This is a genomic window from Paraburkholderia sp. GAS41, from assembly GCF_050436545.1.
In the GTDB taxonomy this organism is placed as follows: Bacteria; Pseudomonadota; Gammaproteobacteria; order Burkholderiales; family Burkholderiaceae; genus Paraburkholderia.
The window spans coordinates 151512-169187 of the sequence record NZ_JBNDMK010000003.1 but is presented as its reverse complement, the minus strand read 5'-3'; the positions used below and the strand labels follow the sequence as shown (position 1 = coordinate 169187).

Here is a 17676-nt window from a genome sequence, read left to right as displayed (position 1 = left end):
GGCCGTTTTCCTTGCACAAGGGTTCGCGTGATCTGCTCGTCATTCCGGGCGGGCGCCGTTCCACGCGCGCTGCAACAGCTCGCGGATAGCAGCGCGTTCTACAGGACGCGGATTCCAGTAAGGGTTCTTCACAGCAAGCTGCGCGGCTGCGTCGAGTTGCTCTTCCTTGAGTCCGAGATCCTTCAGCGCCATCGGAGCGCCGAGATTTCTAGCGAATTCGTAAAGGCCACTGCCGATCGATCCGCCGAACAGATCGGCCATCGGCTGCAATGCTTCGGCGGCTGCCTGCGCGTTGTAAGCCATCGTGTGCGGCAACATGATGGCGTGGGTTTCCGCATGGGGCAGATCGAAGCTGCCGCCCAGTGTGTGGCAAAGCTTGTGATGCAGCGCCATGCCAACCGTCCCCAGCACCGAGCCGCACAACCACGATCCGTAAAGCGCACGGGTTCGGGCCGCGAGGTCAGCAGGATTGCTTACGATAGCCGGCAGTGCATCGCGCAGGGCGCGAACGCCTTCAACCGCCATCAGCGAAGAAATCGGATTGCAATCTTTTGCATACACGCCCTCGACTGCATGCGCCATGGCGTTCAGGCCGCTCGTGACGCTCATCGACACAGGAAGCCCGAGGGTCAGCGTCGGATCGTAGATGACCACGGCGGGCAAAAGCTTTCGATCCCGGATAGTCGTCTTGACGCCGTCCTCGGTCTGTCCAAGGATAGGCGTGACCTCCGACCCCGCGTAGGTCGTGGCGACCACGATCTGCGGCGCGTGAGTGCGTAACGCGATTGCCTTGCCCAGTCCGATGGTCGATCCTCCGCCGAGCGCGACCACGCAATCCGCTTGCAGTGCCTTGTAGGTGGCAAGCGCGTTGCGTGTCACGGCGATCGGCGTGTGCATGGCGGCCTCGCTAAACACGCCTGCTGCCAGCACACCAAGACGTTCGGCCAGCTTTTGCGCATCCGCACGCTGAAAGGGCGTGGACAGAATCAGCGCGCGATGCGTGCCCAATTCCCGGATCTGGTCGGCAAGTGTGTCTAGCGCACCCGCCCCGAACACGATGCGGCTGGGGTTGATGTTGTACGTGAAGTTCATATTCATGGTGATTCCCGGACTCATAACGTTGCTGTCGCCTGGCGCAGGTTTACTGCGCTTTGCCCTTCGAGATGACGCCCCAGAACTTTATCCACGATCAGGGGCGCGTGCGCGCCGTCGTGTCCCCGCCACGCAACGATCTGGTCTGGGCGAATGAGAACCAGTGAGGCCTCGTACAAAGCAAATATCTCGGGATCTGCGTTTCGCACGATTGTCAGGTCTACGTTGCATCGGTTCATTGCAGAAGTAAACGCCGAAGTATCCGGCGCGGACGGACCCAGCACCAACAACGTCCAGTCGAAGCCAAACGAGTCGAACAGCGACGAGCCATCCTCCAGCCATGCATGAGGCGGGCGTCCTCCAGGGCAGGCTGTTGGCGTGTAGACATTCGCGGCATCGGCGGGCGGCGTTGAACCGTCCGGGACGATCGCGGGCGATCCGTCGTAGCGACCACCAAACGTGATCCCGGGTATGTCGAATTCGCGACGGCCGTGCTGATCGAGATATGCGCCGGCCTTGGCCCGCGCGGCTGCGCCTCGCGGGCTGTCCTCCTCGATCTCCGCGACAGGCGTGAACAGGCCCAGTGAATCGGCAAAGGCGCGGGCATAGCCCGTGTTTCTAAGCGCCAGCGGACGACGTTCGAGTTCGTAGGTATCGAGCAAGGCAGGGCTTGTTTTTCCCTTCAGCACGGCGGCGAGTTTCCAGCCGAGGTTGACGGCATCTTCCACTGCGGTGTTGTAGCCGAGCCCGCCGGTGGGCGTGAAAAGATGCACGGCGTCGCCGCCAAGGAACACACGTCCGCGCTGAAACCGTTCGGCAACGAGGGAATGACCGGCGGTCCAGCCGCCTTTGGAGAGGATCTCAACGTCGAGATCGATGCCTGTCGCCGCCGCGAACAGTTCTCGCGCGTACGCGTCAGTGATTGCGTCCTCGTTCTCGTGGTCGCGCAACTGCGTGTGGAAAGCGAACTCGCTCTTGCCGTCTACCGCTGCCATGAAGGCTCGACGTTCATGGTTAAAAGTCACGTTCATCCACGCAGGTGAGTGCGGAATACGTCGGTAGAAGTCCGGGCATCGCAGATAGATGGCAAACATGCGGCCTCCCATGAAGTCGCGGGTCACGCCTGTCTCACCGGTGTATCGAATCCCCAGCCGTTCGCGGATGAAGCTCCGCGGGCCGTCCGCGCCGACCAGGTAGCGACTCCTGACGACGAACGATACGTCACCCTCGCGATCCCTGACCGTGGTTTCTACCGCGTCTTCTTGCTCTGTGAAGTCGACCACCTTGTGTCCATATCGAACCGTTACGCCCGGTAGAGCTTCGGCTTGCCGTCTGAGTACAGTTTCCACGAATTTCTGCGAAACCCGGTGCGGCAGTTCGGCCGCGCTCCACGAACCAGCGAGCTTTCTGGCCTTGAGTTTCGCCTCTTGCGCCGACGGCAACTTGAAGCGCGCCAGTTGATGTTGGGCATAGCGGGTGAAATACGCGATGTCGGTAGGATAGTCCGCAGGCAAACCTTGCGCCCGGATTTCGTCCACGAACCCGAGACGCCGGTAATGCTCCATGGTTCTCGCCTGGGTAGCGTTGGCCTGCGGGTTGAATGCCGTACTCGCTTTTTCATTCGCCAGAAACACGGAGACCCCACGCCGCCCCAGTTCATTGGCCAGCATCAGGCCGCACGGCCCTCCGCCGCAAATCGTCACATCGACCGCAATTGGTTTCATATCCGTACCCATTTAAATGTCTGACCGCGAGCAAGTGTGTGCATATGGTAAGGCGACCTGTCTTTATTTATAGTAAGCCTACCTTACCATATCGGGCAAGTAAGGGTTATCCCGCACGATGTTTGCGGGCGATATACTTGCCGGCGACCGCGGTTTGGCGGTCAGTCGAACGTCATCTAACCTGAACAGCAACGAACATGGCAGTGACACGCGATACAACGGGTACGCGAAAGGGCACGAAAGCGAAGATCGCAACGTCCGTTGATGCCCTCCCTGCAGGATCGAACGATGCGTGGCGAAGCTCGAATGTTGCCCGGCTCCTGAACGACGCCGTGCTTCGCTTCGAAACAAGCGTGCTGGAGAAAATGGCGCTGGCCGGTCACGGGGAGTGCACGCTTAGCCATATCAACGTGACCCGCAACCTGGACATCGAGGGGACGCGTGCTACCGAGCTGGCCCGTCGGGCTTCGATGACGAAGCAGTCACTGGGTGAGCTCGTTGCACAGCTCGAAGAGCTCGGGATCGTGAAGCGCGAACAGGACCCAACCGATGGCCGGGCCAAAGTCGTTCTCTTCACCGAACGCGGCAGAAATTGGCTCGAACATTTCCACGCTGTGCTTGAGCACACGGAAAGGGAAATGGAAGCCGAACTGGGCTCGACCCTCTACAAGGCATTGAAGCGTGGGCTCTTGAAGTACGCTCACGGTTCAGTGTGAGCGTTGCAAATAGTCCGGCCGTCCGTCCCGAACGGTAGTCATGTCAGCGGACCAGGGCGCGAACCTGGCGTGTCAGCGCCGCGCGCCATGTGCCGGCGGCGAGCGACGTTTCCGCTTCCCGGCCGCGCGTTCGCGCTTCGGATCAGCATATTCGCGGATCATCTCGGTCAATACGCGCAGACTCGCAGGCACATGGCGCGCGCCCGGATAGTACAGGCACAGCCCGTCGAGCGGCGGCGTCCAGTCCTCCAGCACGCGCAGCAGCGTGCCGGCCTGTAGGTCCGCATCGACATTCCATTCGGTCAGGTACGCGAGACCGAGGCCCGCGCGGGCAGCCGCCAGCATGAGACCCGGCTCGTCGAGCATCAGTGCGCCGTCACCGTCGATGCGCACGGTCTGACCGTGCCGTTCGAATTCCCACTGGTAAATCGCCCCGCTCGGCATCCGGCTACGGATACACCGGTGCGCACTGAGATCCACCGGCGCGAGGGGCGGCTTGTGTTGCGCAAAATACGCAGGGCTGCCAACGACTGCAAACCGCTGCCGATCGCCAAACGGCACCGCGATCATGTCCTGCGGCACGTTTTCACGCAGACGGATGCCCGCGTCGAAGCCTTCGACCACGATGTCGATCAGCCGCCCTTCGGTGACGATGTCGAGCTTCATCTCGGGATACCGCTGCAGGAATGCTATGAAGACCGGCATCACCTGATTCGCCGCGCCTACCGACGTATTGATGCGCAACGTGCCGGAAGGCGTGTCGCGGAAGCTGCCGGCCTGCTCGAGCGCGGCGCGGATGGTCGACAGGGCGGGCGCGACGTTGCTCACGAATTGCGCGCCGGCTTCCGAGAGCGACACGCTGCGTGTCGTTCGATTGAAGAGGCGCACCCCGATGCGTGCTTCGAGCGCCGCGACGGCGTGACTCAGCGCGGACGTCGACACGCTCATTTCGTTGGCGGCCGCGCGGAAACTCCGATAGCGCGCGACGGCCAGCACGGCTTCCAGTTCGCCTAGTCCAGATGTTCTCATTGTCCCAAATCCTTCAACAGCACATCTTCGATTGTACGGCTAGTCAGTTCAATGCTGGGGCGTTATCTTGTGCTGCCGACCCCATCTTTCCGGACTCAGCATGCAGATCATCGAGCAGATTTATATCGACGGCGCATTCGTCACGCCGCACGGCGACGAGTACTTCGACCTCTTCAATCCGGCGACCGGGCAGGTGATTGGCCGAGTACGCCTCGCCGACGCCGAAGACGCACGCAAGGCAATCGCAGCGGCGAAGCGGGCCTTCCCGACGTTCTCGCGCACCGATAAGCGCGAGCGCGTCGCGATGCTCAGGCGCATGCACGCGGCGATGGTCGCGAAGGAGGACGATCTGTTCGAAGCCATCGTCGAGGAATATGGCGCACCCGTGTCGCGCGGCCGCTGGATGGCGCAGCACGCGAGCAACGTGCTGCTCGAAGCGGCGAAGGTGCTCGACGACTACGCGTTCGTGCGTTCCGCCGGGACCGCCGAAGTGGTGATGCAGCCACTTGGCGTCGCTGGACTGATTACGCCGTGGAACAGCGACGCGGGCTTTATCTGCGGCAAGCTCGCGGCGGCGCTGGCCGCAGGCTGCACCGCCGTGGTCAAACCGAGCGAGATGAGCGCCATGCAGACGCGAATCGTCACGGCGGCGCTGCATGAAGCGGGGCTCCCGCCAGGGGTGTTCAACATCGTCACGGGACGTGGCGAAACGGTAGGCGCGCAAATCAGTTCGCACCCCGATGTGGCCAAGCTATCGTTCACCGGATCGACCGCAGTCGGTAAAGCGATTCTGCGTACCGCCGCCGAGACACTCAAGCGTGTGACGCTGGAACTCGGCGGGAAGTCCCCCATGATCGTGCTCGACGACGCGAACTTCGACGAAGCCGTGCCGCTCGCGCTTCAGGCGGGCTTCATGAACAGCGGCCAGGCGTGCATTGCCGGCACGCGAATTCTGGTGCCGCAGGCACGGCTCGAAGAGTTCGAGGCAAAAATCGTGGAGCGGGTCGCAGAGATTCAGTCCGGCGACCCGCGCGACCCTCGCACGAGTATCGGTCCGATGGTGAGTCAGAAACAATGGGACCGCGTGCAACGCTATATCCGCATCGGCATCGATGAAGGCGCGCGCCTGATCGCCGGTGGCGAGGGGCGTCCACAGGGCGTCGACACAGGCTGGTTCGTGCGGCCAACCGTCTTCAGTCATGTGAAGAGCGATATGACCATCGCGCGCGAGGAGATTTTCGGTCCAGTGCTCTCGATCATCGCGTACCACAATACGGAGGACGCCATCAGGATTGCCAACGATACGCCCTACGGTCTGCAAGCTTATGTCTGTTCTTCCGACGCCGGGCGCGCACGCGCAGTGGCAGCGCAGATCGAAGCGGGACGCGTGCTGGTCAACACACTCGCCCACGAACCGGCTGCACCGTTTGGCGGCTTCAAGCAATCGGGAATCGGCCGCGAATACGGCACGTTTGGACTGGAGGCGTTTCTCGAGCCCAAGGCGTTGCTTGGGGTCGCGTGATCGAAGGACATGTCGGGCTGGATGCGGAAACGGGGCCACGCATCAAGAGTCATGCCACGTCAGCTCAGCGCAGACTTTTGACCTCGCCCGCCGTGACACTTTCGCCAAATCGATTGCCGAAATGGCTCCTCACATAATTGACCACCGCAGCGACCTGATCGTCATTCATGGCATCGCCAAACGATGGCATGCCATCTCGGCCGTGCAGGACATTGAGGATGACGTAGGGTGCCGCTTCGAGTGCGGGGTTGCCGGCGAGCGCCGGGTAGTGGCCGGCACCTTGTGCACCTTTGGCATCCGGCATATGGCAGCCCGCGCAGGTCGCGTTGTAAAGTGCTTCGCCGCCTGTTTCGGTGAAGCGGTAGCCCGGCGAAAGTGTGAAAGAGTGCGAGGCGTCCTGAGCCGCGGTCTGGGCCGACGCCGTCGCCACGCCTGCCAGCCAGGCCATCAACATCAGGCCCAGGATCCGCGCGGGCCTATCCATTGACGATCCTCCGGTGCAACCGGGTGATCGCATCCAGTGACGACAACACGGCGCCTTCCTGCCATGCGGGGATATGCGAAGCATGCTCGCCGGCAAGTACGATCCGTCCATCGATCTGGCAGAGGTTCGCATAATGCGTTTTTCGCAACGCATCCGTCCATGCAGCGAAACAGCCATTCGTGAACGGCGAGCGGCTCCAGCTCATGGCGAAGCCGTTCTGATACTCGCTCGCGTATTGCGGATGAATCTGGCTACCCTGGCTCAATGCCACCGCGATCCGCTCGGCAGGTGACAGCGCGCCCACCTCATAGGCGGCGGGCCCCCACATGTAGGCGCCGAGCAGCACCGCAGGGCCGCTCGATCCGTAACCGGTTGCCGGATAGCCGATCGTCGAGATCGGCTGGTCAGTATGGGTGATACCGCCGTAGATCTGCTCGTCTTCTTCCCAGAAGCGCCGGCCGAATTGCAAACCAATTTTCACCGACGTTTCGTAGGGCACCGCATCGATCGCCGCGCGCATGTCCGGCCCGACCGCCAGGTCGATCTGACTCAGAATCGAGAGCGGGATGGTGCACACCAGCCAGTCGGCACGCGCGTTCCGTTCGGTGCGGGTGGTCGTATCGGTGTAGCGCACTGTCACGCCTTGCTGGTCCTGCGAGATGGCGGTGACTCTGGCGTTGAACACCACGTCGTTCGCGACCTGCGAATAAAGCGCCTGGGCAATCCTGTCCATGCCGCCAACCGGCTGGAAAAGGGTGCTCTGGAAATCCTGCTCGTCTCCCGACGCGAGCCATTGCCATAAACGCGATGCAAGCAAGGGGTCGCGCGGCAGCAGATCCGACGGCACCGCCCTGGGCATCAGCCCACCGCCAACCGGGGTTGCGAATCCGCGCCGCTCGCTGCTTCGCCGGCCCGCCTGATAGAGGCCGTCACGACCGAGCGCCCCCCATTCGCGCAGGGATTCGAGTAGCCGATGCGCGTCTTCGCCTGATAACGCATCATCGAGTGCATCCTTGTGGATGGCCTTCGAAAGCAGTTCGGCGATATAGCCTTGATAGTCGGCCTGCACCTCGCGGAATCGTTGCGGCTTACCATCGAAAGCCGCCGTCGAATGCAGATAGGCGTTGTAATTGACCTGGATGAAAGGCTCGAGCGGTACCTTCAGACGTTTTGCGTAGTCGAGCACGCCTTGGTGATGGTACGGAATGCGCCACGGCCCCGGGTTCAGATAAAGCCCGTCAGCGAATTCACAGTCCTGGGTGGCACCGCCGAGTTCTGTATAACGATCGCCGCCTCTGACGGTCCAGGCCCGACCACCGGCGCGGTTGTTGTACTCGAGCACCTGCACGTGATAGCCCGCGTTCCTCAATTCAAAGGCTGCGACGAGGCCCGCCATGCCCGCGCCGAGCACGAGAATTCGTGTGCCCCTGGGCGCACCATCGAGTTTGACCGGTCCTGCGTAGCTGGAGGTTGCGGCGAAGCCAAGCGTGCTCATGCCTTGCATCATGGCGGCCGCGCCGAGATTCTTGCCGATCAGTGCCAGCAGGTGGCGGCGGCTCATCGCATGGGTGGTCATTCTCGAACCGGTGTTGCCTATGCCTCGCCGAACGCGACCGAGAGCCAATGTTTAATCAATTCTGCTGAATAAGGTTTTTCCACCAGCGCTAACGCGCCGCTACCGGCGACCTTCGCCTGAACGGATGGCGTCGGATAAGCGCTGATGAAAATTGTCGGCGGGACATCGCCCTGAGCGACGAGGGCTTCATGCATCTCGATGCCCGACATCCCCGGCATGCGAATGTCCGAAATCAGGCAGGCCGTACTGGCGACTTCGCCGGAAGCCAGAAACTTTTCGGCCGACTCGTAGACGCGCGTTTCCCAGCCCAGCGACAGCACGAGATTGCTCAAGGAGAAGCGAACGGCTTCATCGTCGTCGACGATCGATACAACGGGCGTAGTTTCCAAGGTGCAGCCCCCAACCTTGCCTTTAACCGGACCGCGGCGCTTGCCGCCGCAGCTTCTGCGTTATCGCTTACAGGTTACGTGAAAATTGCCGGTAACGTGAAAATGACGCCGCACCGTCATGACGTGAAGATCGCCGGTTCATCATACGTAACGCAGTTTCAGACCCTGTAGGCGCCCAGCTTCTACCGCTCTCACCGCAAATATCATGCCCGTACCGATACCCCGCCATCGGCCGAGGACGTGCCAAGAATGACTGACGCGTTGAAAAACGAGCAAAATACGCTTCGAGCTGGAGTCTATTCGACGAGAGAACATCAAATTATGGATCTCACCGGTTACGAGCTGGAACCGCTGCATGACGACGGAGACTTCTCGCTATACCGCGCGCGTCAGCCGGGCAATCCAGTGTCCGTGCTCACGCTTGTCGCAGCACGTTCGGCCTCGCGAAGCATCGCACGCCTCGAACACGAATACACCCTGGCGAGCGTGCTCGACCCCAGATGGGCGGTTCGGCCGTTAGCGCTCAATGACCACAAAACGTCTGCGGCACTCGTGCTGGAGGACAACGGCGGCGAGCCGCTGGACCGTGCGCTGGGTCAACCGCTCGAACTGATGGACTTCCTGAGTCTCGCGGTCAATCTGGCGAAAGCGATTGGACAGCTTCATCGGCACGGTCTCATCCATAAGGACATCAAACCAGCGAATGTGCTTGTCGATGGGAGCGGCAACGTGCGGCTCACCGGCTTCGGTATCGCATCCCGGCTGCTACACGAACGGCAGCAGCCCGCGCCAGCGGAGATCATTGCGGGGACGTTTCCGTACATGGCACCCGAACAGACCGGTCGCATGAACCGCTCGATCGATGCCCGCAGCGATCTCTACTCGCTTGGCATCACGCTCTACGAGATGCTCACGGGATCACTCCCGTTCGCGGCCACGGATGCCATGGAGTGGATCCATTGCCACATCGCCCGCCGACCGACACCGCCGAGTGATCGCATCAGCGGCATTCCCAGCCCGGTTGAGGGAATCGTGCTGAAGCTCCTCGCGAAGACCGCCGAAGATCGCTATCAGACTGCCGCAGGCGTCGAAGCCGACCTCCGTTCGTGTCTCGTCGCATGGCAGGCGTTTCACCGTATTGATCCGTTCCCGTTGGGGACCCGCGATGCCTCCGACCGGATGCTGATTCCAGAAACGTTATATGGACGCGAGGCCCAGATCAGATCGCTCAACGAAGCTTTTGATCACGTCGTGGCTCACGGCACGAGCGAGCTCGCGCTCATCTCCGGCTATTCCGGTATCGGTAAAACGTCGGTCGTCAATGAACTGCACAAGGTTCTGGTGCCACCGCGCGGCCTGTTCGCGGCCGGCAAGGCGGACCAGTACAAGCGCGACATTCCTTATGCGACGCTCGCACAGGCATTCCAGTCGCTCGTGCGGGAATTGCTGAGCAAGAGCGACGCAGAGGTGAACCAGTGGCGCCGCGCCTTGCTGGAAGCCGTGGGTCCAAATGGCCGGCTGATGGTGGATCTGATTCCGGAACTCGCGCTGATCATCGGTGATCAACCGCCGGTGCCAGGTTTGCAGCCGCAGGACGCAAAGAATCGCTTCCAGATCGTTTTCCGCCGCTTCCTGAATGTGTTCGCCACGCCCGAGCATCCGCTCGCGCTGTTCGTGGACGATCTGCAATGGCTGGACACCGCCACGCTCGATCTGATCGAACATCTCATCACGCATCCGGAGGTGCGCCACCTTTTGCTGGTGGGCGCTTACCGGGACAACGAAGTCAGTCTGTCCCACCCATTGATGCGGACGTTGGGCGCGATCCGGGGGGCAGGGGGCAAGATTCTGGAGATCACCCTCGCACCGCTCACGCCTGCGGACGTGATGCAACTGGTGGCCGATTCGCTGCACTGCGGCCATGAAATGGCTGCGCCGCTTGCCGAACTCGTCCATGAAAAGACGGCGGGCAATCCGTTCTTCGCGATCCAGTTCCTCACGGCGCTCACCGACGAGGCGCTGCTTGCCTTCGACCATGGCACCTTGAGCTGGACATGCGATATGCCACGCATTCGCGCCAAGGGATTTACCGAGAATGTGGTCGATCTGATGACCACAAAGCTTTACCGGTTGCCTGGGTCCGTGCGGGATGCGCTGGGGCAGCTCGCCTGTCTCGGCAACACTGCACAGGTCGTCACGCTCGCTCTGGTGCAGGGCGGATCGGAGGATGCGATCCACGAGAACCTGTGGCAAGCCGTACGGGCGGGTCTCATCGTGCGTATCGACGATGCCTATGCCTTCGTTCACGATCGTGTCCAGGAGGCAGCGTACGCGTTGATTCCCGAATCGGAGCGCGCCGAGGCGCACCTGCGGATTGGACGCCTGCTCGTGTCGCGTACAGCGCCTGAGGAGTTCGAGGAGGTGATCTTCGACATTGCGAACCACCTCAATCGCGGCGCGGCGTTAATCACCGGGCGCGAGGAACTCGAGCGGGTCGCGGAAGTGAATCTCATTGCAGGGAAGCGCGCCAAGAGTTCGACCGCCTATGCGTCGGCGCGCAATTACCTCGCGCAGGCCGTCTCGTTGCTGACGCAGGAGAGCTGGGCGCGTCGCTACGAACATACCTTCGACCTCTATCTGACGTTCTCCGAGTGTGAATATCTGGTGGGGCACTTTGCGGAGGCCGACGCGCTGTTCGACGAGATCCTGGTACGCTCACGCTCGGATATTGACCGCGCGAAAGTCTATAGTCTTCGCATCAAACTCTACCAGGTCGCAGGCAAGTATGACGCCGGCGTCGCCGTCGCGCTCGATGCGCTCCGCTATTTCGACGTGACATTCCCCGAGTCAGAGGAAGACATCAAAAAAACTGTGGACGTCGAGTTTCGGGAGATGTGGATCAGCCTTGGACAACGGGCGATTCGCGACCTGGTCGACTCGCCCGTTGCCGCCACCGGCAAGTACCGCATCATCATCGACCTGCTGGTCGACGTCGGAGCCTGTGTTTATATTGCACGCCCGACGCTGTTTCCTTTGGTCACGCTCAGGGCAGTCAGCCTCTCCATGCGCCATGGAAACACCAGCCAGTCGAGTTTCGCATACGGCGTGTTTGCGCTGACGCTGGTTTCGTTCTTTGGCGACATCGAATCCGCGTTCGAGTTTTCCGAAATGTCGCTCCTGCTGAACGACAAGTTCGACAATGCTCCCTTACGAGGGACATTGCTCCATTTGCACGGCGATCACGTCAAATTCTGGCGCCGTCATTTCTCAACCTGCATTCCGATCCTGGAACGCGCCTTCACGGCCTGCCTCGAAGTGGGCGACCTGGTGTACGCGGGCTATCTCGCCTTCGAGACGATCTGGCAGCTCGTCGAGAAAGGCGATGTTCTTACGGATGTACTGACGCAGTCGAAAAAGTACGAAGCATTTACGCTGCAAAGCCATAACGATGCCGTTTATCACACGATCCGGCTTGAACAGCAATTCGTGGCCAGTCTGCAGGGCCGCACGAAAAATCCTTTGGTGTTCGACGACGATACGTTCGATGAGGCGGCGAGCCTTAACGCCGTCGTCAGCGCGACCTTTGGCACGGGCGTGGTGTTCTATTACATCATGAAGCAGGTGCTGGCCTTCCTGTACGGGCGGTATGAAGAAGCGCTGGATTACTCGCTGCAGGCGGCGCCATTGATCGGGGCCGCCATGGCAATGCCGATCGAGGCGACTTACTATTTCTATTATTCGCTCACGTTGACCGCGCTTTATCCATCGGTATCCTCAGCAAAACAGCAGGAATACAAGCTGACGATCGATACAAATCTAAGGAAGTTGCAGCATTGGGCCGAGCATTGCCCGGAGAACTTCGGCAATCGTCATGCGCTCGTTTGCGCCGAGATCGCGCGTGTGGAAGGGCGCAAACATGAGGCCATGCATCTTTACGAGGACGCCATCCGTGCCGCGCGTGAACATGGCTTCGTACAGAACGAGGGGCTCGCTTACGAACTCGCCGCCCGGTTCTATGCGGACGATGGCTTCGACAAGTTCGCCGAGACCTATATTCAGAGCGCGCGAGCCTGCTTCGTGCGGTGGGGCGCAGACGGCAAGGTCCGCCAGCTCGATCACAGCTACCCGAACCTGCGGCAGGAGCGCTCGCGCCAGGACAGCACGATTACCACTTCAGTCGAGCAACTGGATCTCGCGACGGTGCTCAAGGTCTCACAGGTCATTTCCTCCGAGATTGCACTGGATGAATTGATCGATACCCTGATGGTTCTTGCACTGGAACACGCGGGCGGCGACCGGGGCTTGCTGATCGTTCCGCATGACGACGGCTTGCGCATCGAGGCGGAAGCCACCACCGTTGGCAATGCGGTCGAGGTTCATTCTCGCGAAGCGTCTGTCGCCTCGACCGACCTGCCGGAATCGGTTCTGCGCTATGTCGTCCGCACGAGAGAGAGCGTGCTGCTCGACGACGCTCTGGAGCAGACCCAGTTCTCGGGAGACCCGTACATCCTCCGCAACGGTTGCCGTTCGATCCTGTGCCTGCCACTGATCAAGCAGACGAAGCTGATAGGTGTCCTCTACCTTGAGAACCGGCTGAGCCCACACGTTTTTACGCCGGCCCGCTTTGCCGTGCTGCGATTGCTCGCGTCACAAGCTGCGATTTCGTGGGAGAACGCGAGCCTCTTCGCCGAACTGCAACATGCCCAGGCTTTTCTGGCCGATGCTCAACGCCTGAGCCACACGGGCAGCTTTCACTGGCACGTCGGGAGCGGAGAACTATTCTGGTCCGAAGAGAGTTTTAGAATCTTCGGCTTCGATCCGCAAACCAAACCCACACTGGAGCTTTCGCTTGGCCGGGTCCATCCGGATGATCTTTCGCACGTTCAGCAGGTCGTCGAGCGGGCGGCGCGAGACAAGCAAGGCTTCGAGTTCGAGCATCGGCTGCTGATGCCCGATGGAGCCGTCAAGCATCTGCATGTCGTGTCGAGAGCGATAACCGAAGAGCGCGGCGAGTTGCGCTTCGCGGGTGCCCTGATGGATGTGACCGCGCGCAAGCAGGCCCACGCGGAACTGGAGACCAGCGAGCATCGCTACCGTACGCTGTTCCGTGACATGCCCGTCTCGCTGCTGCAGATCGAAACCCAATCGTTAATAGAACTATTGAAGGAGGTCCGTGCGCAAGGTGTGGAAGACCTGTCTGCCTACATCGATCAACATCCTGAGTTGTTGCAACGTGCTGCGGAGATGCTTGCGATCGAAGAGGTGAACAACCAGGCGGTGCGCATGTTCGGTGCGCGTGACAGGGCGGAGATGCTGGGTTCCATGGAATGGATGTGGCGCGAGGAGGCGCTGGCTACGCTGCAACGTGGAATGGAAAGCCGATATCGCGGCGAGACGTTCTTTGAAGAAACCACGAAATTCCGGACCCGCGATGGGCGGGTCATCGATGTGCTTTGTACGATCGGTCGGCCTCGCATGGCCGACGACATGGGGATTTCACTTCTCGGTCTGGTCGACATCACCGAACGCGTTCACTCGCAGGAAATGCTTCAGAAGGTACAGGCGGACTTTGCGCATGCTGCACGAATCTCGATGCTGGGAGAACTGACCGCCTCGATCGCGCACGAGTTGACGCAGCCACTGACTGCTATCGCCACGAATGGTCAAGCCGGCCTGCGCTGGCTCGAACGGCCCGTGCCCAACCTCGCGATGTTGCGTGAAGGGACGACGCGGATCATAGCGGACGCAGTGCGCGCCGCGGAGATCGTTGCCCGTATCCGGGGGATGGCGCTGCGCCGCGGGTCCGAGCGTAGCCTGGTGTCGATTGATGAACTGATCCTCGAAGCGCTGGTTTTTTTGCGCCACGAGGTTGAGTCACGCGGCGTCACGGTACTGCACGATCTCGCGCCGGGAGCGCCGAAGATAGTGGCGGATCGCGTGCAGGTACAGCAAGTGATCGTGAACCTCGCGGTCAACGCCATGCAAGCCATGGCGGAAACGGGAAGCGCAGAGCGCAGGATTACTATCCGGACGGCTCTATCTGACGCAGCGACTCTCTGCTGCTCGGTCGAGGACAGCGGCCCCGGTATCGCCCCCGAGAACCTTAACCGCATTTTCGATAGCTTCTTCACGACCAAGCAGGGCGGTATGGGTATGGGGCTGCCGATCTGCCATTCGATAATCGATGCTCACGGTGGCCGCATTGCAGGCGACAACCAATCCTCGCACGGCGGTGCGCGTTTCTCCTTTTATCTGCCGCATGCGGATGCAGGTCGCTAAGGAATCGTTGCGGCTCAGTACCCGCCGTGGACCGAACGCGCGGCAGCCAGGCCTTCGGCGCGAGCAGATTCGTTGTGCCGGGCCGACGGCTCGACACTCTCTGATATGCGCGCAACGATTTTCGTGGTCCAGACAAAATTATTCCGACCGGAGGCGCGCTGGACACGCCTCGCAGGCGGTGAATTTTTTATGACGGATTCTTCGCCCTCCTAAGACAGTCGCGTTTTTGGGCTTTGAAGTATTCTGGATTTTCTCCCTCGCCCCTCGACTGTAAGCGTTTCAATCAGACGAATCGTCGCTTGAAGCGTGATCGGAACTCTCACGGAGAGATGCCATGAAAAGCCCGCGTATTGCCTTTGCAGCGTCCATGCTGATCGCCGGCGCAGCGCATGCGCAAAGCAGTGTGACGCTATTCGGTTTGATCGACACGAGCCTTGTCTACAGCAGCAACGCCCGTTTCAATGCGGCGAAGCCTGCTGCGGGCGGCGGTACTCAATGGCAGGAGTTTGCCGGAAGCGTCTACACGCCACGCTGGGGTCTGCGCGGGTCGGAAGACCTCGGCGGCGGACTCAGTGCAGTGTTCTGGCTGGAGAACGGCTTCAACTCCACCAACGGCACGCTCAAAAACGGCGGCGATCTGTTTGGTCGCCAGGCGTGGGTTGGATTGAGTGCGAGCCAGTACGGCACCCTCACATTGGGCCGCCAATATGACTTCATGGTCAGCTACCTTGCACCGTTGAGCGCGACGGGTTCGGGTTTCGGCGGCAACATTGCCGAGCATCCCTACGACAATGACAACCTGAACAACGATATGCGCCTGAACAACTCGGTGAAGTTCAGCAGTATCGCGTTTGACGGGCTGAAGGTCGGCGCGATGTACGCGTTTTCGAACGCAGCGGGTCAGGTTTCCAACAACAACGCCTTCAGTGCAGGCCTCGCTTATACGTTCGGGCCGATCAACCTCGCCGCGTCGTATTTGCAGATCAACCGCGACCCGAACGCACTCAACGCGAGTGGGGCCGTTAGCACGGGCGACGGCGATGCGTTGACGACCGGCGGTCTGCAACGGATGTATGGATTGGGCGCGCAGTATATGTTCGGCAAGTCGTCCGTTGGACTCCTCTGGACTCATACCTCCACCGAAAGCGCGACGAGCTTATGGTTTGGCGGCAGCACGAGCAATGGCGCGCTACCCGGTCCGTCGAACGGCGCCGGTAATTACATCAAGTTTGACAATTTCGAAATCAACGGCCGTTACTTCCTGGAATCGAACCTGAGCCTCGGTGCGTCCTATACCTACACGATGGCCTCGTTCAACTCGTCGGCTGGCGGCGCCGATCCGCACTGGAACCAGGTCATGGGGCAAGTCGACTACCTGCTTTCGCAACGCACGGATGTCTACCTTGAAGGCGTCTATCAACGGGTTGGCGGCGGCAACGGCATTGCGGCATTCGACGCCGGTGTCTATACGTTGACTCCCGCTACCGGCAACCAGCAGGTGGTGGTGGCGGTGGGACTCAAGCACCGCTTCTAGCCGGACATACGTGGGTAGCGGTCGTCCCACGCCTCGACGCCGGACCAATGTGCCCGCGTCGATCTGATCATCTGCGAACGGCATCCATCGCCGTCGAATATTGGCTGCATCTTCGGCACCGGTCGTTGCAAAATCCAGCCACGAAAACTGGCCCGCCTGCTCCTCCGTTTATCCGCCCGCTATAGTTTCTTCCGTTGCGCCGCTTCGAGGCACGGCTTCCATCGTGATGTCGCGCATTCGAGGGGTGACGAATATCGGATGGACGCTGAGGCGTCAGTCAGGTAATCTCGCGCCACCTTAGGCGGTCTTCGGTCAGTACCCTCTGCACTTCGAATCTTGCGGATTGCTTGCGCATTTCGTGTCGCGAACGATCGTCTGGCTTTGCCCGGCACGACAGGTGGCAACTATGAGACAGCGGGATAAAACATGCACACACAGGACGCAACGAAGGACACGAGGATTGCGCCGCTCGACGATCGGGTTTTGACGCTGCTCGACAAGGCGCTGTGCGATCTGGCAACCACCCAGTTGGTCGCAATCGAAATCGGAGCCGCCAGACGGCAACTTCGCGAGTGGCGAAGAAATGCCCGGCGCTATGAGATCGTCGAATCGCTTGCGCCCGATGAAATGCGGACGCTTGTCCAGAAACTGTCGAATCGGAATGCTTCGCTCAACTCACTGGTCGACGCCGTCGAAGAGCAACGGCGTGTCGATCGTGCTCGCACCGACTTCCTCAAGCAGCAAGGGTATTGGGCCGCTCTTGTCGGACCGATCGACGCCGATGAGTGGCTTTGATAAGGGCAGGGCGAGGGTAACCTCCCCATCATTGCGGATTTTTGCTATGCGTAAAACAGTCTGTTTCCCGTTTGGGAATTCTCTTTAACGGTCAGCAAAAATACACTGGGAGGACCTCGGGTCACTTTCATCACAGGGACTGATCGGGGACGTTCAATGGGCAACTGGATGCGGCATCGATAAGGCCGCTTCGGCGGACCTGATCCAACCACCGTTTAAACTTCGATTTAAAAAAATGCGGTTAATACTGGCGATTCTCTGTTCCGCGGCGCTTGTGGGATGTGCGACCTCCTCAGATGTCACTTCGACACAGGGTGGGCATTGGGCCGTGTCGGCGCGCGGTAATCTGAACTCGGAATTCGTTTCATGGGCAAGCGTCAAGAAGACGGCCATGGATCGCGCAACCGCCTATTGCAGTGCGCAAGGCAAGCAGATCCGGCCGATCGATGCTTCTACCGATGGCATGATGCGGTTGTCGAGCGACAAGGTGACAATTGTGTTTGACTGTGTCTAGGAACGAATGGCGAAACGCATCG

General features: G+C 60.5%; 12 protein-coding genes. 6 read left to right on the top strand and 6 right to left on the bottom strand.

Features of this window, described 5'->3' with window-relative positions; translation table 11 throughout:
- Positions 1-39: 39 nt before the first annotated feature.
- Both P3T43_RS06890 and P3T43_RS06885 read right to left on the bottom strand, forming a co-directional pair.
- Positions 40-1098 (bottom strand): maleylacetate reductase, encoded by a 1059-nt coding sequence (locus tag P3T43_RS06890; protein WP_429280309.1) that lies wholly within the window; start codon positions 1096-1098, stop codon positions 40-42.
- A gap of 14 nt (positions 1099-1112) precedes the next feature.
- Positions 1113-2816 carry an FAD-dependent oxidoreductase gene (locus P3T43_RS06885; RefSeq protein ID WP_429280308.1) on the bottom strand — a complete coding sequence of 568 codons (1704 nt, stop codon included), beginning with the start codon at positions 2814-2816 and terminating at the stop codon, positions 1113-1115.
- 332 nt (positions 2817-3148) lie between these two features.
- On the opposite strand from P3T43_RS06885, the gene P3T43_RS06880 reads away from it, so the two are divergent.
- On the top strand, positions 3149-3532 hold the full coding sequence (locus P3T43_RS06880; protein WP_429280307.1) for a MarR family winged helix-turn-helix transcriptional regulator: 384 nt from the start codon (positions 3149-3151) through the stop codon (positions 3530-3532).
- Between the two features lie 72 nt (positions 3533-3604).
- Here the strand turns inward: P3T43_RS06880 and P3T43_RS06875 are convergent, their stop codons facing one another.
- A complete protein-coding gene (locus P3T43_RS06875; protein WP_429280306.1) occupies positions 3605-4561 on the bottom strand; it encodes a LysR family transcriptional regulator in 957 nt (318 codons plus the stop codon).
- 100 nt (positions 4562-4661) lie between these two features.
- On the opposite strand from P3T43_RS06875, the gene P3T43_RS06870 reads away from it, so the two are divergent.
- Positions 4662-6083 (top strand): aldehyde dehydrogenase family protein, encoded by a 1422-nt coding sequence (locus tag P3T43_RS06870; protein WP_429280305.1) that lies wholly within the window; start codon positions 4662-4664, stop codon positions 6081-6083.
- Positions 6084-6147: 64 nt separating this feature from the next.
- On the opposite strand, the gene P3T43_RS06865 is transcribed toward P3T43_RS06870, so the two are convergent.
- From P3T43_RS06865 to P3T43_RS06855, 3 genes are read right to left on the bottom strand one after another with little or no spacing between them, the layout of a single operon-like run.
- Complete coding sequence (locus P3T43_RS06865; RefSeq protein ID WP_429280304.1) at positions 6148-6567, bottom strand: c-type cytochrome; 420 nt, start codon at positions 6565-6567, stop codon at positions 6148-6150.
- Positions 6560-8143, bottom strand: a complete 1584-nt coding sequence (locus tag P3T43_RS06860) for a flavin monoamine oxidase family protein (protein WP_429280303.1) — start codon at positions 8141-8143, stop codon at positions 6560-6562. The genes P3T43_RS06865 and P3T43_RS06860 overlap by 8 nt, the downstream gene beginning before the upstream one ends.
- 17 nt (positions 8144-8160) lie before the next feature.
- Positions 8161-8532: a response regulator transcription factor gene (locus P3T43_RS06855; RefSeq protein WP_429280302.1), complete on the bottom strand. Its 372-nt coding sequence runs from the start codon at positions 8530-8532 to the stop codon at positions 8161-8163.
- Between the two features lie 321 nt (positions 8533-8853).
- On the opposite strand from P3T43_RS06855, the gene P3T43_RS06850 reads away from it, so the two are divergent.
- The 4 genes from P3T43_RS06850 (at position 8854) to P3T43_RS06835 (ending at position 17654) form a co-directional block, all read left to right on the top strand.
- Positions 8854-14811: an AAA family ATPase gene (locus P3T43_RS06850; protein WP_429280301.1), complete on the top strand. Its 5958-nt coding sequence runs from the start codon at positions 8854-8856 to the stop codon at positions 14809-14811.
- Between the two features lie 334 nt (positions 14812-15145).
- On the top strand, positions 15146-16345 hold the full coding sequence (locus P3T43_RS06845; RefSeq protein ID WP_429280300.1) for a porin: 1200 nt from the start codon (positions 15146-15148) through the stop codon (positions 16343-16345).
- A gap of 426 nt (positions 16346-16771) precedes the next feature.
- Entirely contained in the window at positions 16772-17140 is a 369-nt protein-coding gene (locus P3T43_RS06840; RefSeq protein ID WP_429280299.1) for a hypothetical protein, read from the top strand.
- Positions 17141-17531: 391 nt separating this feature from the next.
- Entirely contained in the window at positions 17532-17654 is a 123-nt protein-coding gene (locus P3T43_RS06835; protein ID WP_429280298.1) for a hypothetical protein, read from the top strand.
- The last annotated feature ends 22 nt before the right edge of the window (positions 17655-17676 follow it).

Bases quoted from the DNA above. Each gene is read 5' to 3' on its own strand.
- P3T43_RS06890 (WP_429280309.1), bottom strand. From the start codon at position 1,098: ATGAATATGAACTTCACGTACAACATCAACCCCAGCCGCATCGTGTTC.
- P3T43_RS06885 (WP_429280308.1), bottom strand. From the start codon at position 2,816: ATGAAACCAATTGCGGTCGATGTGACGATTTGCGGCGGAGGGCCGTGC.
- P3T43_RS06875 (WP_429280306.1), bottom strand. From the start codon at position 4,561: ATGAGAACATCTGGACTAGGCGAACTGGAAGCCGTGCTGGCCGTCGCG.
- P3T43_RS06870 (WP_429280305.1), top strand. From the start codon at position 4,662: ATGCAGATCATCGAGCAGATTTATATCGACGGCGCATTCGTCACGCCG.
- P3T43_RS06865 (WP_429280304.1), bottom strand. From the start codon at position 6,567: ATGGATAGGCCCGCGCGGATCCTGGGCCTGATGTTGATGGCCTGGCTG.
- P3T43_RS06860 (WP_429280303.1), bottom strand. From the start codon at position 8,143: ATGACCACCCATGCGATGAGCCGCCGCCACCTGCTGGCACTGATCGGC.
- P3T43_RS06850 (WP_429280301.1), top strand. From the start codon at position 8,854: ATGGATCTCACCGGTTACGAGCTGGAACCGCTGCATGACGACGGAGAC.
- P3T43_RS06845 (WP_429280300.1), top strand. From the start codon at position 15,146: ATGAAAAGCCCGCGTATTGCCTTTGCAGCGTCCATGCTGATCGCCGGC.
- P3T43_RS06840 (WP_429280299.1), top strand. From the start codon at position 16,772: ATGCACACACAGGACGCAACGAAGGACACGAGGATTGCGCCGCTCGAC.
- P3T43_RS06835 (WP_429280298.1), top strand. From the start codon at position 17,532: ATGGATCGCGCAACCGCCTATTGCAGTGCGCAAGGCAAGCAGATCCGG.